Annotated in this window: 18 protein-coding genes; 6 read left to right on the top strand and 12 right to left on the bottom strand. The window is 73.4% G+C overall.

Annotated features, from left to right (window positions below; translation table 11 throughout):
* Positions 1–86: 86 nt before the first annotated feature.
* Positions 87–1,511 (top strand): amidase, encoded by a 1,425-nt coding sequence (locus tag BMW88_RS17610; RefSeq protein ID WP_089951893.1) that lies wholly within the window; start codon positions 87–89, stop codon positions 1,509–1,511.
* 65 nt (positions 1,512–1,576) lie between these two features.
* Here the strand turns inward: BMW88_RS17610 and BMW88_RS17605 are convergent, their stop codons facing one another.
* The 9 genes from BMW88_RS17605 to BMW88_RS17565 all read right to left on the bottom strand — a co-directional run bounded on the left by BMW88_RS17605 (position 1,577) and on the right by BMW88_RS17565 (position 9,502).
* Positions 1,577–2,653, bottom strand: a complete 1,077-nt coding sequence (locus BMW88_RS17605) for a hypothetical protein (protein ID WP_089951891.1) — start codon at positions 2,651–2,653, stop codon at positions 1,577–1,579.
* 64 nt (positions 2,654–2,717) lie between these two features.
* The gene (locus BMW88_RS17600) at positions 2,718–4,016 is read right to left on the bottom strand and encodes an RNA polymerase sigma factor (protein WP_089951890.1); all 1,299 of its coding nucleotides are present in this window, start codon (positions 4,014–4,016) and stop codon (positions 2,718–2,720) included.
* Positions 4,017–4,092: 76 nt separating this feature from the next.
* Positions 4,093–4,515, bottom strand: a complete 423-nt coding sequence (locus tag BMW88_RS17595) for a YciI family protein (protein ID WP_089951888.1) — start codon at positions 4,513–4,515, stop codon at positions 4,093–4,095.
* 178 nt (positions 4,516–4,693) lie between these two features.
* Positions 4,694–5,899: an SPFH domain-containing protein gene (locus tag BMW88_RS17590; RefSeq protein ID WP_089951887.1), complete on the bottom strand. Its 1,206-nt coding sequence runs from the start codon at positions 5,897–5,899 to the stop codon at positions 4,694–4,696.
* A 23-nt stretch (positions 5,900–5,922) separates the two neighbouring features.
* On the bottom strand, positions 5,923–6,348 hold the full coding sequence (locus BMW88_RS17585; protein ID WP_089951885.1) for an NfeD family protein: 426 nt from the start codon (positions 6,346–6,348) through the stop codon (positions 5,923–5,925).
* Positions 6,349–6,514: 166 nt separating this feature from the next.
* Positions 6,515–7,321 (bottom strand): DUF3097 domain-containing protein, encoded by an 807-nt coding sequence (locus tag BMW88_RS17580; RefSeq protein WP_089952186.1) that lies wholly within the window; start codon positions 7,319–7,321, stop codon positions 6,515–6,517.
* Between the two features lie 10 nt (positions 7,322–7,331).
* On the bottom strand, positions 7,332–8,036 hold the full coding sequence (locus BMW88_RS17575; RefSeq protein WP_425434663.1) for an aminoglycoside phosphotransferase family protein: 705 nt from the start codon (positions 8,034–8,036) through the stop codon (positions 7,332–7,334).
* Between the two features lie 109 nt (positions 8,037–8,145).
* Entirely contained in the window at positions 8,146–8,934 is a 789-nt protein-coding gene (locus BMW88_RS17570; protein WP_089951882.1) for an SCO1664 family protein, read from the bottom strand.
* 1 nt (position 8,935) lies between these two features.
* Positions 8,936–9,502, bottom strand: coding sequence for a DUF3090 domain-containing protein (locus tag BMW88_RS17565; RefSeq protein WP_089951879.1), 567 nt, complete (start codon positions 9,500–9,502; stop codon positions 8,936–8,938).
* Positions 9,503–9,580: 78 nt separating this feature from the next.
* Between BMW88_RS17565 and BMW88_RS17560 the strand changes: the two genes are divergently transcribed.
* Both BMW88_RS17560 and BMW88_RS17555 read left to right on the top strand, forming a co-directional pair.
* Entirely contained in the window at positions 9,581–11,470 is a 1,890-nt protein-coding gene (locus BMW88_RS17560; protein ID WP_089951878.1) for a prolyl oligopeptidase family serine peptidase, read from the top strand.
* The gene (locus BMW88_RS17555; protein ID WP_089951875.1) at positions 11,467–12,315 is read left to right on the top strand and encodes a S66 peptidase family protein; all 849 of its coding nucleotides are present in this window, start codon (positions 11,467–11,469) and stop codon (positions 12,313–12,315) included. Before BMW88_RS17560 ends, BMW88_RS17555 begins: the two co-directional genes overlap by 4 nt.
* Positions 12,316–12,333: 18 nt before the next feature.
* Here the strand turns inward: BMW88_RS17555 and BMW88_RS17550 are convergent, their stop codons facing one another.
* Complete coding sequence (locus BMW88_RS17550) at positions 12,334–12,879, bottom strand: hypothetical protein (RefSeq protein ID WP_089951873.1); 546 nt, start codon at positions 12,877–12,879, stop codon at positions 12,334–12,336.
* 104 nt (positions 12,880–12,983) lie between these two features.
* On the opposite strand from BMW88_RS17550, the gene BMW88_RS17545 reads away from it, so the two are divergent.
* From BMW88_RS17545 to BMW88_RS17535, 3 genes are all read left to right on the top strand, one after another.
* Positions 12,984–13,415 (top strand): Hsp20/alpha crystallin family protein, encoded by a 432-nt coding sequence (locus BMW88_RS17545; RefSeq protein ID WP_089951872.1) that lies wholly within the window; start codon positions 12,984–12,986, stop codon positions 13,413–13,415.
* A 113-nt stretch (positions 13,416–13,528) separates the two neighbouring features.
* Positions 13,529–14,242, top strand: a complete 714-nt coding sequence (locus tag BMW88_RS17540; RefSeq protein WP_245777868.1) for a poly-gamma-glutamate hydrolase family protein — start codon at positions 13,529–13,531, stop codon at positions 14,240–14,242.
* A 188-nt stretch (positions 14,243–14,430) separates the two neighbouring features.
* On the top strand, positions 14,431–14,787 hold the full coding sequence (locus BMW88_RS17535; RefSeq protein WP_089952184.1) for a VOC family protein: 357 nt from the start codon (positions 14,431–14,433) through the stop codon (positions 14,785–14,787).
* Between the two features lie 54 nt (positions 14,788–14,841).
* Here BMW88_RS17535 and BMW88_RS17530 read toward each other — a convergent pair whose 3' ends face one another.
* Both BMW88_RS17530 and BMW88_RS17525 read right to left on the bottom strand, forming a co-directional pair.
* Positions 14,842–16,053 (bottom strand): acyl-CoA dehydrogenase family protein, encoded by a 1,212-nt coding sequence (locus BMW88_RS17530; protein ID WP_089951869.1) that lies wholly within the window; start codon positions 16,051–16,053, stop codon positions 14,842–14,844.
* A gap of 1 nt (position 16,054) precedes the next feature.
* Positions 16,055–17,062: a phosphotransferase family protein gene (locus tag BMW88_RS17525; RefSeq protein ID WP_089951867.1), complete on the bottom strand. Its 1,008-nt coding sequence runs from the start codon at positions 17,060–17,062 to the stop codon at positions 16,055–16,057.
* Between the last annotated feature and the right edge of the window lie 28 nt (positions 17,063–17,090).

The raw sequence follows: 17,090 nt of genomic DNA, 5'->3' as shown, positions 1-17,090 counted from the left end.
ACCGGCGGGCACGGCCGGTCATCCGGGGGCACCGCCGCGCGGCGCCGGTGTTCCGTAGATCACCTGTGGGCGCTTAGGGTCGGTTCATGGAGCTGACGGAGCTGTGTTTCGCCGGGGTGGCCAGGCAGGCGCACGCCGTGCGGTCGGGCGAGGTGACCGCGGCCGAGCTCGTCGCCGAGCACCTGAGCCGCATCGAGCGCGTCGACCCGCAGCTCAACGCGTTCCGGCTGGTGTTCACCGAGCAGGCGCAGGCGCAGGCGCGGGCGGTGGACGCGCGCCGGGCCGCGGGCGAGGACCTGCCGCTGGCGGGCGTGCCGATCGCGGTCAAGGAGGACATCGCGATCGAGGGCCTGCCCACGACGAAGGGCACGAACGCCGCCCGCACCCCGCAGCCGGCCGACTCGGCGATCGTCGCGCGGCTGCGCGCGGCCGGGGCGGTGATCATCGGCCGGACCCGGATGCCCGAGCTGGGCCTGTGGCCGCACACCGAGAGCAGCTGGGCGGGGCCGACGCGCAACCCGTGGTCGCCGGGGCACTCCCCCGGCGGGTCCAGCGGCGGGTCTGCCGCGGCGGTGGCGGCCGGGCTGGCGGCGGCCGCGATCGGCACCGACGGCGCCGGGTCGATCCGCATCCCCGCCGCGGTGACGGGGCTGTTCGGGCTCAAGCCCCAGCGCGGCCGGATCTCGCTCTCGCCGGAGCGCGAGATGCTGGGCGGCCTCGTCGTGGCGGGACCGATCACCCGCACGGTGCTGGACTGGGCGCTGGTCGCCGACCGGATCCGCGGCGCCGCGCCCGGTGACGCGCACGTCGCCCACCCGCCGCGCACGAGCTTCACCGAGGCCGCGCGCACCGATCCCGGCCGGCTGCGGATCGGGGTGTCGCTGCGGCCGTGGGGGCCGGGCATCCCGATCGCCGACGAGGTCCGCGACGCCGTGCAGGACACCGCCGCGCTGCTGACCGACCTCGGTCACGACGTGGTGCGGCTGGATCCGCCGATGCGGGACGTCACCGCCTCCGCGCAGTTCGCCGCGCGTTATGTCCACAACGCCTACCTGGCGCGCGCCGGTCTGGAGCTGCCGGACCTGGTCGAGCCGCGCACCCGCGCGGTGAGCGAGCTGGGCCGGCGGCTGCCGCGCGGCGTGGTGCGGTGGGCGGCCAGGGACGACGCGGCGCTCACCGCGCACGCGAACCGGATCTTCGCCTCGATCGACGTGCTGCTGACGCCCGCGTTGACCCGTCCGCCGATCCGCGTCGGCGAGTGGGACGGCCGCACCGTCGTGGCGGCGCTGCTCGCGGCCGCGCAGTACACGACGTTCCTGCCGCTGTGGAACATCGTCGGCAACCCGGCCGCCGCGGTGCCCGCGGGCCGCTCGTCGTCGGGCCTGCCGCTGGCGGTGCAGCTCGTGGGCCGCCAGCACGACGAGTGCACGCTGCTGTCGGTGTCGGCCCAGCTCGAACGCGCCCGGCCGTGGGCGGATCGGATCCCCTCCGGGCTCGGCCCCGCGCGCTGAGACGACCCGGCCGATCCCGGACCCGCGCCGATCCCGGACCCGCGGCGATCCGGGGCCCGCGGCGGTCAGAAGCCGCGGCGGGACAGTTCGTCGAGCAGGCGGCGGTCCGCGCTGTGCCGGGACCGGATGTGGTCGAGGTAGTCCGCGAACGCGTCGGGTTGCAGGCCGCGCAGCTGGTGCAGCCAGCCGGCGAGCAGGTCCTGCTCCTGCGGGCCGCCGCGGGCCAGCTCGACCTCCACGACGCGGCGGTAGACCTCGACGGCGTTGTGGCCGCCCTCGCGCGCGAGGTGGCCGAGCAGCTCGGCCCGCAGCGGCGGCCAGTCGTCGGTGTGCACGACCAGGGCGCGGATCCTGAGGTAGACCTCGAGGCCGGGGCGGGCCAGGAAGGCCTGTCGGCACACCTCGACCGCGCGGTGCGGGGTGCCGCGGCGCAGGTGCTCCTCCACGGCCAGGTCGACCAGCCGCGGTGCCGCGCCCCGCCCGCCGACCGCGCTCAGGCCGCGTTCGACCCACCGCAGCGCCTCGTCGGAGCGGCCGTGGTCGCGCAGCACGGTGGCGACCTGCAGGTAGTGCCAGCCCGACGACAGGTCCTTGGACAGCACCATCAGTTGCAGGTCGACGTCCCCGGTGTACTCGGCGAGCTCCTCCATGACGCGCAGCAACGCCCAGCGGGCGCGGTCGTAGCGGCCGGTCTCGCCGAACCCGATCACCGGCAGCGCCGCGAACAGCGCGACCGCGCGGTCGCGGTAGTGGGCGAGGCCGTCGTCGTCGAGCGCGCCGGCGTAGCCCGCGAGGCCGACCTCGGGGGCCTCGGGGTGGCGCAGCTGCAGGTCGAGCAGCCAGTCGGCGAGCCGCACGGGGTCGGGCCGGATCCGGTCGCAGGCGCGGGCGTGGGTGTCGAGGACCCGCTGGGTGAGCTCGGCCAGGTCGACGCGGTGCCGGTGGCCGCCGGTCACGCCGTCGGCGAGCCGGGTGAGGACCTGCTCGATCACCGCGACCAGCCGCGGTCCGGGGTCGGTGACGAGCAGCGACTCGAGCTGTGCCGCGACGGCGGTCAGCGCCTGCCGGCGTTCGGGCCAGCCGGTGGTCCCGCCGCCGGTCCCGGCGAGCGCGGAAGCGACGGTGGCGGGCAGCGAGTCCATCACAGCATCTTTCCCGCGTCACCCGGCCGAGTGCTACCGATGTCGCCCTAACGGCCCGCACGTGTCACGCCGTGCGGTCGGATGTGTCCAGTTCGGTCAGCTTCCGGGTGAGGACGGCGCGTTCGCGTTCGTTGCCGCACAGGCGGATGGCCTGCTGCAGCTCGGTGCGCGCCTCGTCGTGGCGGCCGAGGCGGCGCAGCAGCTCGCCGCGCACCCCCGGTAGCTGGTGGGAGTCCTTGAACGCCTCGGTGCGGGCGAGCGCGTCGACGACCGGCAGTGCGGCGGCGGGGCCCTGGGCCATCGAGAGGGCGACGGCGCGGTTGAGGTCGACGACCGGCGACGGGGCCAGGCGCCCCAGTGCGTCGTAGAGGGCGACGATGCGGTCCCAGTCGGTCTCCTCGACCGACGCGGCGAGCGCGTGGCACTCGGCGATCGCGGCCTGCAGCCCGTAGTAGCCGTAGCCGCGGCCGGCGTCGGCGGCCTTGGCGAGCGCGGCGCGGCCGCGGGCGATGGCGGAGCGGTCCCAGCGGCGCCGGTCCTGGTCCTGCAGCAGGATCGTCTCGCCGTCGGGGCCGCGGCGGGCCGGGAAGCGGGCGGCGGTGAGTTCGAGCAGCGCGAGCAGGCTGTGGACCTCGGGTTCCCCCGGCATCAGCCGCGAGAGGATCCGTGCCAGGCGCTGGGCCTCCCCCGCGAGGTCCAGGCGCATCACCTCCTCGCCCGAGCTGGCGGAGGAGCCCTCGGTGAAGATCAGGTAGACGACGCTGAGGACCTGCGAGAGCCGGGCGGGGCGCTCCGCGACCGGCGGGACCTCGAACGGCACGTTCGCCGCGGCGAGGGCCTTCTTGGCGCGGGTGATGCGGGCCTGCACGGTCGCGGTCGGCACGAGGAACGCGCGCGCGATCTCGTCGCTGGTCAGGCCGCCGATCACGCGCAGCGTCAGCGCGACCCCGGCTTCGCGGGAGAGCACCGGGTGGCAGGAGGTGAAGATCAGGGCGAGGGTGTCGTCGTCGATCTGGTCGGGGTCCCACAGCACGTCGTCGGGCGCGGGCCCGGGATCGAGGGCGCCGGTGAGGGCGCCGCCCTCCGGCAGGTGGTGCGCGAGGGCGGCGTACTTGGCGTCGCGGGTGCTGCGGCGGCGGAACGCGTCGATCGCGCGCCGCCGCCCGACGGTGAGCAACCAGCCGGCCGGGTTGGCCGGCACACCTTCGCGCGGCCAGGTCACCAGCGCCTCGGCCAGCGCCTCCTGGGCGAGGTCCTCGGCCAGGGCGAAGTCGCCGGTGTAGCGGGTCAGCGCACCGATGATCCGGGCGGAGTCGATGCGCCACACCGCCGCTACGGCCTTGCGGCCAGTGGGGTCGCTCATGGGTCCTATGAGACCAGAGGCGGCCGGGCCGCGGACCGCCCGCCCACTCCGCAGGTCCCCGGTCGAGGGCCGGGTGTCAGAGCTGGCCGGTGGCCTCGCGCCAGGCCCGTTCCTTCTTGATCCACTCGTTGTCCTGCGGGAACTCGTCGATCGAGGGCACGCGGCGGATCTCGGTCTTGAAGCCGGGGCCGGTCAGCGGCATGCGCTTGGCCCAGCCGATCGCGTCGTCGATGGTCGGGACGTCGATCAGGTAGAAGCCGTTGAACAGCTCCTTGGTCTCCCCGTACGGGCCGTCGGTGACGACCGGCGGTTCGCTGGAGTAGTCGACGACCACGCCCTCGCTGACGTCGGAGAGGCCTTCGGCCGCGACGAGGACGCCGGCCTGGATCAGTTCCTCGTTGAACTTGCCGACCGTCTCGAGCATCGTGCCGAAGTCGATCTCGCCGAGGCCGTCCCAGACGTCGGCGGAGGTCTGGCGCATGATCAGCATGTACTTCATGGTGTGCTCCCCGGTGGGATCGTGCGGGTCCGCTGTGGACCCTCTCACGGCATGGTCGAACGGGCGGGCGGTTCGATCGACACGCGGCCCGGAAAATTCCTCGAGCTTCGTGTCGGTGCTGCTCAGACGCCCGAGCGGCCCGTCCCGGGGTGCCGGGGCGGGCCGCTCGGTGCCGTGCTCAGAGCCGGTCGTCCGGCTGGTGCAGCGAGCGCGGCTGCTCGGCTTCCAGCTCCGGCACCGGGGAGGCTCCGGTCACCGGGCGCGGTGGCGTGCTCAGCGGGCTGGGGACCTCCTTGCGGGCGACGGCCTCGGCGGCGGCGACGGCCTCGGCGACCTTGGGGTCCGGGGCGGTGTCGAACCAGTCGGCGACCGACTCGTCGTCGTCCTCGGGCCGGGGCCGCTGCTCGGTGTCGGCCGGTGGCTCGTAGCGGAACACGCCGTCCTCGCCCGGCGCGCCGAGCATGCGGGCGAACCCTTCCAGCGCCTTGCCGTAGTCGGAGGGGATCATCCAGACCTTGTTCGCGTCGCCCTGCGCCATCTGCGGCAGCGTCTGCAGGTACTGGTAGGCCAGCACCTCCGGGGTGGGCTTGCCGTCCTTGATCGCGCCGAAGACCTTCTCGATGGCCTTGGCCTGGCCCTGGGCCTGCAGGTAGCGGGCGGCGCGTTCACCCTGCGCGCGCAGGATGGAGGACTGCCGCTCGGCCTCGGCGGCGAGGATCGCGGCCTGCTTGGCGCCCTCGGCGGCGAGGATCTGCGACTGCTTCTGGCCCTCGGCGGTCTTGATCGACGACTCGCGCTGGCCCTCGGCGTTGAGGATCATGGCGCGCTTCTCGCGGTCGGCGCGCATCTGCTTCTCCATCGAGTCCTGGATGGAGGGCGGCGGGTCGATGGACTTCAGCTCGACGCGCGCGACGCGCAGGCCCCAGCGGCCGGTGGCCTCGTCCAGGACGCCGCGCAGCTGGCCGTTGATGTGGTCGCGGGAGGTGAGGGTCTCCTCCAGGCTCATGCCGCCGACGAGGTTGCGCAGCGTCGTGATGGTGAGCTGCTCGACGCCGACGATGTAGTTGGAGATCTCGTAGACCGCCGATCGCGGGTCGGTGACCTGGAAGTACACGACCGTGTCGATGGAGACGGTGAGGTTGTCCTGGGTGATCACCGGCTGCGGCGGGAACGACACGACCTGCTCGCGCAGGTCGATGCGGGCCCGCACCTTGTCGATGAACGGCACGATGATGTTCAGGCCGGGTGCCGCGGTGGTGCGGAAGCGGCCGAGGCGCTCGATGACGGCGGCCTGCGCCTGCGGGATGACCAGCACCGACTTGACGGCGATGGTGAGCACGAAGATCGCGATGACGGCCGCGACCACGAGGGTGATCGGGTCCAACTCGGTTCACATCCTTCTTGGGGTCACACAGCCGCGATGACCACGGCGGTCGCACCCGAGATCTCGACAACGGTGACGGCGTCGCCCGCGGGCACCACGGACCCGTCGAGGGTGCGCGCGCTCCAGGTCTCGCCGCCGATCTTGACCTGCCCGCCGTGCTCGTCGACCTGCGACAACGCGACGGCCCTGGCACCGAGCAGCGCCTCGTGGTGCATCTTGACCCCGGACCCGAGCTGCAGCCGCCTCTTGACCAGCGGCCGGGCCCCGACGATCAGCCCGACCGACGTCGCGGCGAAGACGAGCACGCTCACCAGGTCGGCGGCGCCGACCGCGGACACGCCCGCGGCGGCCAGAGCGGCGGCGCCGAGCATGACCAGCACGAAGTCACCGGAGAGAACTTCGGCGACGACGAGCAGTATCCCGACGATCAGCCAGATCAGCGCGGCCATGCGCCCATACATACACCAACGGGCAAGGCACCGGCCCGGGTTTGCCCCCGCTGAGCCCCCGACCGTGACGAAATCGATCACCGGGCCCGGCGCTCGGCGGGCGTGGCCGGTCCTGGCGTGGCCGGTCCTGGCGTGGTCAGTCCTGGCGTGGTCAGTCCTGGCGTGGTCAGTCCTGGGGCACGGTGACGAAGTCGATCAGCCGCTCGACGGCGCCGAGCAGGTCGGACTCGATGTCGCGGTAGCTGCCGACCGCGCCCAGGACCCGCTGCCAGCCCTGCCAGGTCTCGCCCCAGCCCAGCCGCGCGCACACGCCTTCCTTCCAGGGCACGTCCCTGGGGATGACGGGCCAGGCCTCGATGCCGACGGCCCGCGGTTTCACGGCCTGCCAGATGTCGACGTAGGGGTGGCCGGTGACCAGCACGTTGTCGTCGCGGATCCGGTCGACGACGCGCTGTTCCTTGGAGTGGGCGACGAGGTGGTCGACCAGGACGCCCAGGCGGCGGTGCGGGGCGGTGCCGAACTCGGCGATGCGCTGCGGCAGCTCGTCAACACCGTGCAGGGGCTCCACGACGATGCCTTCGACGCGCAGGTCGTGGCCCCAGACGCGTTCGACGAGCTCGGCGTCGTGCTTGCCCTCGACCCAGATGCGGCTGGCCTTGGCGGTCCGCGCGCGCAGGCCCTCGACCCGGACGGAGCCGGACGCGGTGATGGCGGGGGTGCGCGGTCCCGGCGCGGGCTTGACGAGCGTGACGGGCGTGCCGTCGACGAGGAAGCCGGCGGGGCGCAGCGGGAAGAGCCGGTGGCGGCCGTGGCGGTCCTCCAGGACGACCTGGCCGTGCTCGAACCTCACGACCGCGCCGCAGAAACCGCTGGCGGGGTCCTCGACGACCAGGCCGGGTTCGGCCGCGATCTCGGGGACCTTCTTGCGCTTGGCGGTGGAGAGGACGTCGCGGCCGTAGTCGTGGGAACGCACGGTCCGCACCCTAACCGTAGAAGGGGGCGAAGGCGGTGAGCCACTCGTGGACGCGGTCGAGGTCGACGTCGGCGCCGTGCAGGTCGTGGCCGCCGTGCACGAGGTCCATCCAGTCGAACGCCGGGTCACCCGCGCAGGCCCGCGGGTCGATGGCTCTGGGGCCTCGGGTGCTGTCCAGGACGTTGCCGGGGTGCAGGTCGCCGTGTAGCAGCACCGGCGTGATGTCGTGCTCGGCGAGTGCGCGGGCGCGGTGGTGCGCGGCGGCGTGGTAGGTGCCGGTGCGGCGGGTGAGCAGCGTGCCGAACAGGAAGTCGACGCGGGCGGCGAGCGGCGGGAAGCCCTCGGGGTCGGCGGTGGCGTGCAGGTGCGGGACGACCAGGGCGGGCTGTGCGGCCGGGGTGCCGGGGGTGATCGTCTCGAGCAGCAGCGCGCCGTGCGGCAGGTCGGTGTCGAGCAGCTCGACCATCGCCTCGGTGCCGGCCCACGCGGTCAGCGCGCGGGCCTCCTGGGCGGCGAGGCCGTGGTCCGGGGTGATCTTGAGGACCGCGCCGGTGCACAGGAGCGTGACGCCGGTGCCGCCGGGCAGGTGCTCGACGACGGTGAGGCCCCAGCGGGCGGTGAGCGCGGCGAGCAGGCCGGGCAGCGCGTCGATCCACGCCGTGACGTCGGCGCCGAACCGCCGGACCAGCCGGGACCTGGCGTCGTCGTCGATCACCCGGTGCGGGTCGGTGAGTCCGTCGGCAGGTGTCGGCACATCCGGATGATCCCACCCGGATGATCCCACCCGGATGATCCCACCCGGCGGGGGCCGAGCGGTCACCGGTTCAGAACGCGGGCCAGGGGATCGCGGGCCAGTCGCCGGACGGTTCGGGGTAGACGCCCGCGGCCAGGAGCTTGTCGGTGCGTTCGGCCACCGCGCGGACCTCGGCGCGCGTGAGGTGGTCGTGCAGCGCCTCCCCCAGCGTGCCGTCCAGCTCCGCCCGCAGCCGGCGCAGCGCCTCGACGACCTCGGCGCCCAGTGGTTCGCGGGCCCAGCCCCACAGCACGGTGCGCAGCTTGGGTTCGGTGTGCAGGCAGATGCCGTGGTCGACGCCGTAGACGGAGCCGTCGAGGGCGTGCAGGACGTGGCCGCCTTTGCGGTCGGCGTTGTTGACGACGACGTCGAACGCCGACATCAGGGCGATGCGCGGGTGGTCGGCGTGCACGAGCACCGCCGGGTCGCCGAAGCGGTCGTGGGCGTGGAAGACGGGGATCCAGCCGGGTTTGACGTCGTCGACGCCGACGATGTCGACGAGTTCGTCCTCCTCGCGGGTGTCGACCCACAGCTGGACCATGCCGGCGCCGAACGGGCCGGGGCGCAGCACGGTGGGCGGCACCACGTCGAGCCGGGCGGCGGCGGAGATCAGGTAGGTGGCCACCTCGCGGCCGGCGAGCGTGCCGTCGGGGAAGTCCCACAGGGGCCGTTCGCCGCGCACGGGTTTGTAGACGCACTGGGCGTCGACGCCGTCCAGCGAGATCTTGCAGAACAGCGTCGCGTTGGAGGCGTCGACGAGCCTGCCCTCGACCTCGATGCGGCCACGAGTGAGCAACTCGATGGCCGCGCCGGTGTCCACGTCAGTCTTCCTCGGTGCGGCGGTAGCCGTTCTGCCGCGGGCAGATGTGGCCGTCCGGGTCGAGGGGTTCGGCGCACAGGGGGCAGGGTTTGCGGCCGGCGTTGACGACGCGGTCGGCGCGTTCGGCGAAGGCGCGGGCGGCCGACGGCGACAGGAAGACCCGCACGGCGTCGGGGCCTTCCTCGGTGTCGTCGAGCACGACGGCCTCGTCGACCTCCTCCTCGGAGATCGCGAGGAGCTCGATGACGACGGCTTTGGACTCGGCGTCCCAGCCCAGTCCCATCGTGCCGACGCGGAACTCCTCCTCGACGGGCACGTCGAGGGGCTGGGTGTCGAGGTCGTCGGGCGGCGCGTCGTCGGGCACGTCGGTGCCGAAGCGGCGCTGCACCTCCTCCAGGAGCGAGCCGATGCGTTCGGCGAGGACCTGGACCTGTTGCTTCTCGAGTGCGACGCTGATCAACCTGCTCTGCTCGGAAGCCTGCAGGTAGAAGGTGCGGTCGCCGGGCTGCCCGACGGTTCCTGCGATGAACCGGTCGGGTGCGCGGAATACGTGAATGACGCGAGCCATGGCACCTACGACCCTAGGCCACGCGGAGATCGTCGGCAGGTCCTCCCCCGTCAAACACTCCGCGTATAGGGTCGCGTTGTGGTGAAGATCGCTTCGTACGGGACGTGGACCTCGCCGATCAAGGCCGGCGACACCTCGAAGCCCGGTGGTGGGTTCCAGTGGGCCGACCTGCACGGTGAGCGGGTGTGGTGGGCGGAGAGCCGGCCGGCCGAGGGCGGCCGGGTGGCGCTGGTGCGCGACGGCGCCGACGTGCTGCCCGCGCCGTGGAACGCCCGCAACCGGGTGCACGAGTACGGTGGCCGGCCGTTCGTCGTGCTGGCCGACGACCGGGTCGCGTTCACCCATTGGGACGACCAGCGGGTGTACGTGTTCCACCCCGACGACCCGCGGCCGGTGGCGTTGACGCCCGAACCGCCGCGCCACCACGGCCTGCGCTACGCCGACCTGTCCGCGGGCCCGGACGGCGAGGTGTGGTGCGTGCGGGAGACGATCACCGGTGACGCCCGCACCGACGTGCGCCGCGACCTGGTGGCGATCACCGCCTCGGGCGAGGTCCGGGTGCTGGGCGCGTCGCACCACTTCATGACCGGCCCGAAGATCAGCCCGGACGGCACGAAGCTCGCCTGGATCGGCTGGAACCACCCGCAGATGCCGTGGGACGGCGCCGAGCTGTGCGTCGCCGAGGTGGGCTCGCCGGCGCACCGCGTGGTGGCGGGCTCGGCGGACGAGGCGGTGTGCCAGTTCGAGTGGGAGGGCGAGGCGCTGCTGGCGCTGACCGACCCGGACGGCTGGTGGAACCTGTTCCGCGTCCACCTCGACGGCACGCGCACGAACCTCGCGCCGTGCGAGCAGGAGCTGGGCGGGCCGATGTGGCGGCTCGGCAACCGCTGGTTCGCGCCCCTGGCGCCGGGCCGCTACCTGGTCGTGCGCTCCGGGCACCTGGCGGTGCTCGACGAGCGGTCGGCGACGGTGACCGACGTGCAGACCGACCTGCCGACGTGGGCGCCGGAGCTGTCGGTGCGCGACGGCGTGGTGGTCTGCGGCGCGGCCGGGCCGGCCTCGGAGTTCGAGGTCGTGCGGCTGGACCTGTCCAACGGCGAGCTGACCTACCTCACCGGCGGGCCGCAGGACCCGGCGCGGGCGGCGTACCTGCCGGTGCCGGTGGAGCGGATGTTCGGCGAGATCCCCGCGTACGTGTACGCGCCGTCGAACCCGGACTTCGCCGCGCCCGAGGACGAGCTGCCGCCGTACGTGGTGCACGTGCACGGCGGTCCGACGGGCAGGGCGCTGCCCAAGCTCGACACCGACATCGCCTACCTGACCAGCCGCGGCATCGGTGTGGTGGCGGTGAACTACGGCGGCTCGACCGGCTACGGGCGGGCCTACCGGGAGCGGCTGCGCGGGCAGTGGGGTGTCGTGGACGTGCAGGACTGCGCGTTCGTGGCGCAGCAGCTCGCGAAGGAGGGCACGGCGGACCCGGCGCGGCTCGCGATCCGCGGCGGCTCGGCGGGCGGCTGGACCTCGGCGGTGTCGCTGACCTCGACCGACGTCTACCGGTGCGGGATGGTGGCGTTCCCGATCCTGGACCTGGCGGGGTGGACCTCGCAGGGCGGCGAGACGCACGACTTCGAGTCCCGCTACGTCGAGGGCCTGGTCGGCGCGCTGCCGGAGGCCGCGGACCGCTACCGGGAGCGGTCGCCGTCGGCGAAGGCGCGGTCGGTGTCGGGCCCGGTGCTGCTGCTGCAGGGCCTGGAGGACGAGATCTGCCCGCCCGAGCAGGCCGACCGGTTCGCCGCGGACCTGGCGGGTTCGGGCATCCCGCACGCCTACCTGCGCTTCCCCGGTGAGCAGCACGGGTTCCGCAGGGCCGAGAACATCAAGGCGGCGCTGGAGGCGGAGCTGTCGTTCTACGGCCAGGTGTTCGGGTTCGTGCCGCCGGGCGTGCCGGTGCTGGACCTGGCGGAGTGAGCCTGCTCGCCGCGGGGGACCGGGTCGCGCTGGTGTCACCGGCGGGCCCGGCCCCGGCCTCCCGGGTCGAGGCGGGTGTGGCGGTGCTGCGCTCGTGGGGTCTCGAGGTCGCCACGCCCGTGGTGACGCCGTGGTCGTTGCCGTACCTGGCCGGGTCGGACACCGAGCGCGCCGCCGCCTTCGTGGCGGCGTGGTGCGCCGACGTCGCGGCGGTGTTCTGCGTGCGCGGCGGCTACGGGTGCCTGCGGATGACGGACCTGGTGCCGTGGAAGGACCTGCCGCCGCGGGTGTTCGTCGGCTCGTCGGACGTGACGGTGCTGCACGCCGAGCTCAACGCGGTCGGTCTCGCGACGGTGTTCGGGCCGATGCCGGGCACGGCGGACTTCGTCGACGACCCGCTGGCCAGGGAGCGGCTGCGCGAGGTGCTGTTCACCGGGGTCCGGTCGTGGACGTCGGGCACCACCGTGGTGCCCGGTACCGCCCGCGGGGTGCTGACGGGCGGGAACGCGGCGTTGCTGGCGGCGTCGGTGGGCGGACCGCGGTGGGCGCGGCCCGCCGACGGGGCGATCGCGTTGCTGGAGGACGTCGGCGAGGAGCCGTACCGGCTGGACCGGATCCTGACGCAGCTGCTGCGGGCCGGGTGGTTCGAGCCGGTGTCCGGGATCGTGCTGGGGTCGTGGACGGACTGCGGCGACGTGGCGCCGGTGCTGCTGGACCGGCTGGGGCCGCTGGGGGTGCCGATCCTGGGCGAGTTCGGGTTCGGGCACTGCGCCGGGTCGTGGTCGTTGCCGCTGGGGGTGCGGGCGGTGCTGGACGCGACGGCGGGCACGTTGACCCTGGCGTAGCCTCCAGCACCCTCGGGTTCACTCCGCGGGCCTGCGGCGTTGTGCCTGTGAGCGCAGCCGGTCGGTCTGCTCGCCGATCGCCGCGATCCGGTCGGCGAGGCCGGGCTGCCCGGCCCGCAGCGCCGGTGCCGCGTCGGCCAGCGGCCCCAGCAGACCGGCCGCGTCCTCCCCGCCGAGCGCCTGCTGCACCGCGGCGTCGTGGGGCCCGACCTGCGCGGCCAGCATCCGCAGCACACCGGCGTTGTCACGGGCCCACGCGGCGACGGCCCTGTCACCGGCGCGCCGGTCGCGTTCGGCCTGCACGCGCTCGTCGACGGTGCCGGGCTCACCGGTGCGGCGCACCCGCAGGTACCGCTTCTCGGCGGCTTGGCGGCTCGCGACGCCGAGCACGGGCGCGAGCTCCGCCCAGCTCGTGCCCAGGGCGCGGGCGGCCTCGATGAGCTGGGGCTCCCAGCCGGACAGTTCGTCGCGCAGCTGCCTGAGCAGCATCAACGCCGAGAGCACCTCGGTGGCGCTGCCCGGCTGGGCGGCAGCCGCGCGGACTGCTTCGTAGTCGTTCGTCATGTCGTCCTCCCGATGACACTCGGCACTTGTCATCGTTTCGACGACATGGTACAACGGTGGTACAGCGCATTGACAAGTCAACGAGGGACTTCAGGAGGTGTCAGATGTTGATGCGCACTGACCCGTTCCGTGAGCTGGACCGGCTGACGCAGCAGGTCTTCGGGACCACGGGCACGTGGTCGCGGCCGACGGCGATGCCGATGGACGCCTACCGCGACGGTGAGCAGTTCGTCGTGTGCTTCGACCTGCCCGGTGTGGCGCCGGACGCCATCGAGCTCGACGTCGAGCGCAACGTGCTGACCGTGAAGGCGGAGCGCCGCCCGGTCGGCAAGGACGTGGAGATGCAGGTGTCGGAGCGGCCGCTGGGTGCCTTCTCGCGGCAGCTGTTCCTCGGCGACACCCTCGACACCGACCACATCGACGCCCAGTACGACGCGGGTGTGCTGACGCTGCGGATCCCCATCGCGGAGCGCGCCAAGCCCCGCAAGATCGCGATCAACTCCGGCGAGGAAGCACCGAAGCAGATCGACGCGTGACCACCGTCGATGCGCAGTCATCGGCGTGTGATCGTCAGCGCATGATCGTCGGCGTGTGATCTTCTCGGCGGGCGGCGGCCGGCCGGATGGCCCCAGGTAGGCTTCCGCCCGCCATGAGATCCCAGCCCCGGTGGCCGGCGCTGGACGTCTACGCGTCCAACTCCGACCTCTACGCCGATCCCCGACTGGTGGAGCGGGTGGACTACCGCCGCCGCTTCCGGCGGCACCGCCCCCGCACCCCGTCCGTCGTCCTCGCTCCGCACGGAGGAGGGATCGAGGTCGGCACGTCGGAGCTGTGCCTGGCCATCGCGGGGTACCACCCGTCGACGCGGATGCCGTTCGGGCGGACGCACGACTACTGGATGTTCGAGGGGCTGCGGCCGGTCTCCAACGACGAGCTGCACGTGACGTCGTCGAACTGCGACGACCGCGTGGCCCGCGACCTGGTCAGGGGTGCCTGGCACGCGCTGGGCCTGCACGGCTGCACGGCCGCGGCGGCGGGTCTGGAGGACCACGACCGGGCGGTGCTGGTCGGCGGCCGTGACGCGGTGCTGCGGCTGGAGCTGCTCACGCGCCTGCGGCGGGCCGGGTTCCACACGATCGACGCGGTGGACCACCCGGTGCTGGGCGGCTACGACCGGGCCAACATCGCGAACCGCACGCGCGGGCGGCAGGGCGGGCAGCTGGAGCTGACCACTCCCCTGCGCACCGCGATGTTCGCGGAGAACTCGCGGTCGGACCGCCGGCACACCACGACCGAGGTGTTCTGGGACTTCGTGCACGCCTGCCGGGCCGCGCTGGCGGCGCGGGAGGCGGCGAACAACTGACCGGGCCCCGCCGGCGGAGGGCTGCCCGGCGGCCGGTGCGCGGGGTCTTCCGTGACGGGCGGTGCGTGACCGAGCCCCTTGCACGGCCGGACCCGGTGGTGAGCTGGGCCGGTGGTGAGCTGGGCCGGTTTCGGTGGCGGCCGGTGCGGGGATCCGGGCGGACACGACCTTCGGGGAGGTTGGTGTTCATGCGGCTCAACGCTGTCACCGTCGGCACCGCGCGACCGCGGGTGCTGGCGCAGTTCTACGCCCGGTTGCTCGGCACGGTCCCGTCGGCGCTGGAGGACGACTGGGCGCAGGTGCGGGCGCCGGCGGGGATGGCGGTGAACTTCGAGCGGGAGCGGGAGTTCCGGCGGCCGGTGTGGCCGAGCGAGCCGGGGCGGCCGGTGGCCACGCAGCACCTGGACATCGAGGTGCAGGACCTGCGGGCGGCGACGGAGCACGCGCTGGCGTGCGGGGCGGTGCTCGCCGGGGTGCAGCCGCAGGAGAACGTGCGGGTGTTGTTCGACCCGGACGGGCACCCGTTCTGCCTGTTCCACGACTAGCCCCGGCAGCGGGGTGCGGCGGGCCGGCCTGCACGGCCGGCCCGCCGCCCGTGCCTACAGGTACTTCTTGAGCTCTCGCTTGGCCAGCGACATGCGGTGGACCTCGTCGGGGCCGTCGGCCAGGCGCAGGGTGCGGGCGGCGGCCCACAGCTCGGCCAGCGGGGTGTCCTGGCTGACGCCGGCGCCGCCGTGGGCCTGGATGGCCTTGTCGATGACCCATTCGGCCATCAGCGGGGTGCCGATCTTGATGGCCTGGATCTCGGTGTGGGCGCCCTTGTTGCCGACGGTGTCCATCAGCCACGCGGTCTTGAGCACGAGCAGGCGGGCCTGTTCGATGCGGACGCGGGACTCGGCGATCCACTCGTGCAGCACGCCCTGGGCGGCGATGGGCTTGCCGAACGCGACGCGCGAGGTGGCGCGGCGGCACATCAGCTCGAGGGCGCGTTCGGCCATGCCGATCAGGCGCATGCAGTGGTGGATGCGGCCGGGGCCGAGGCGGGCCTGGGCGATGGCGAAGCCCTCGCCCTCGCCGGCGATGAGGTTGGCCGCGGGGACGCGGACGTTGTCGAAGAGGATCTCGGCGTGGCCGCCGTGGGCGTGGTCGCCGTAGCCGAAGACGTGCATGGCGCGTTCGACGGTGACGCCGGGGGTGTCGCGGGGGACCAGGATCATGGCCTGCTGGCGGTGGCGTTCGGCGTCGGGGTCGGTCTTGCCCATCACGATGAAGATGGCGCAGCCGGGGTTCATGGCGCCGGAGGACCACCACTTGCGGCCGTTGATGACGTAGTCGTCGCCGTCGCGTTCGATGCGGGTGGCGATGTTGGTGGCGTCGGAGGAGGCGACGTCGGGTTCGGTCATGCAGAACGCGGAGCGGATCTCGCCGTCGAGCAGGGGCTGCAGCCACTGCTTCTTCTGCTCGTCGGTGCCGAACATGGCAAGGACTTCCATGTTGCCGGTGTCCGGTGCGGCGCAGTTGAGCGCTTCGGGGGCGAGGTGGGGGCTGCGGCCGGTGATCTCGGCCAGCGGCGCGTACTGCAGGTTGGTCAGGCCCGCGCCGTGCTCGGTGCCGGGCAGGAAGAGGTTCCACAGGCCTTGTTCGCGGGCCTCGGCCTTGAGCTGTTGCAGGATCGGCTGGCGTTCCCACGGGTCGGCGGCGTCGCGCAGCTGCTGTTCGAGCACCGCTTCGGCCGGGTAGACGTGGTCGTCCATGAACGCGAGCAGCCTGGCGCGCAGTTCCTCGGTCTTGGCGTCGTAGGCGAAGTCCATGTCAGAGCTCCTTGTGGGCGGCGGCGAGTCCCTGCCGAACGAGGGGGACGGTGAACGCGCCGAGCTTGTCGAAGCCGGCGCCGACGGTGTTGCCGCCGGCGAAGCGGTAGTGGATGCCTTCGACGATGACGGCGAGCTTGAAGTAGCCGAAGGCGATGTACCAGCCCAGGCCGGAGGTGTCGGTGCCGGTGCGGGCGGTGTAGCGGGCGACGAGCTCGTCGGCGGTGAGGAAGCCGGGCAGCGAGGAGACTCCGCCGGTGATGGGGTCGGTGCCCTGCGCGGGGTCGACGCCCAGTCCGGCCCAGTAGACGTAGAGCAGGCCGAGGTCGGCGAGCGGGTCGCCGAGGGTGGCCATCTCCCAGTCCAGGACGGCGCTGATCTCGAGCGGGTCGCGGGTGACGAGAGCGTTGTCGAGGCGGTAGTCGCCGTGGATGATCGCCGCGCGCGGCGAGTGCGGGACGGTGGCGGCGAGCTTGTCGCGCAGTTCGTCGATGCCGGGCAGGTCGCGGCTGCGGGAGGCGTCGAGCTGCTTGCCCCAGCGCTTGACCTGGCGGGCGAGGAACCCGTCCGGGCGGCCGAAGTCCTGCAGCCCGACCTCGGCGGGGTCGACGGCGTGCAGGTCGGCGAGCACGTCGACCAGCCGCTGCGACAGGGTGCGGGCCATGTCGGGGGTGATCCAGGGGCACTGCGAGACCTCGCGCAGGGCGGCGCCGGGCATCTGCTCCATGAGGTAGAAGGGCGCGCCGATGACGCCGGTGTCCTCGACGAGCCGGTAGGCGCGCGGCACCGGCACGGAGGTGGGTTCGAGCGCGGAGATGACGCGGAACTCGCGGGCCATGTCGTGCGCGGTGGCGAGGACGTGTCCCAGCGGCGGGCGGCGCAGCACCCAGCGCCGGGTGCCGTCGGTGACGCTGTAGGTGAGGTTGGAGCGCCCGCCGGGGAACAGCTCACCGGTGAGCGGCCCCGTGCCCAGGTGCGTGGCGAGCGCCGTGAGGTCGAGGCCGGGCAGGCCGGGGCCGGGCTGGTCGGGGCCGGGC

The organism is Lentzea xinjiangensis (genome assembly GCF_900110955.1).
GTDB lineage: Bacteria > Actinomycetota > Actinomycetes > Mycobacteriales > Pseudonocardiaceae > Lentzea > Lentzea xinjiangensis.
The sequence above is the reverse complement of the archived record's forward strand: the minus strand, read 5'-3'. Positions and strand labels throughout refer to the sequence as shown.

Coding starts and splice junctions, on each gene's coding strand:
- BMW88_RS17605 (WP_089951891.1), bottom strand. CDS start 2,653: ATGGACTCGCTGCCCGCCACCGTCGCTTCCGCGCTCGCCGGGACCGGC.
- BMW88_RS17595 (WP_089951888.1), bottom strand. CDS start 4,515: ATGAAGTACATGCTGATCATGCGCCAGACCTCCGCCGACGTCTGGGAC.
- BMW88_RS17535 (WP_089952184.1), top strand. CDS start 14,431: ATGCGGCTCAACGCTGTCACCGTCGGCACCGCGCGACCGCGGGTGCTG.
- BMW88_RS17540 (WP_245777868.1), top strand. CDS start 13,529: ATGAGATCCCAGCCCCGGTGGCCGGCGCTGGACGTCTACGCGTCCAAC.
- BMW88_RS17610 (WP_089951893.1), top strand. CDS start 87: ATGGAGCTGACGGAGCTGTGTTTCGCCGGGGTGGCCAGGCAGGCGCAC.
- BMW88_RS17565 (WP_089951879.1), bottom strand. CDS start 9,502: ATGGCTCGCGTCATTCACGTATTCCGCGCACCCGACCGGTTCATCGCA.
- BMW88_RS17600 (WP_089951890.1), bottom strand. CDS start 4,016: ATGAGCGACCCCACTGGCCGCAAGGCCGTAGCGGCGGTGTGGCGCATC.
- BMW88_RS17530 (WP_089951869.1), bottom strand. CDS start 16,053: ATGGACTTCGCCTACGACGCCAAGACCGAGGAACTGCGCGCCAGGCTG.
- BMW88_RS17545 (WP_089951872.1), top strand. CDS start 12,984: ATGTTGATGCGCACTGACCCGTTCCGTGAGCTGGACCGGCTGACGCAG.
- BMW88_RS17585 (WP_089951885.1), bottom strand. CDS start 6,348: ATGGCCGCGCTGATCTGGCTGATCGTCGGGATACTGCTCGTCGTCGCC.
- BMW88_RS17550 (WP_089951873.1), bottom strand. CDS start 12,879: ATGACGAACGACTACGAAGCAGTCCGCGCGGCTGCCGCCCAGCCGGGC.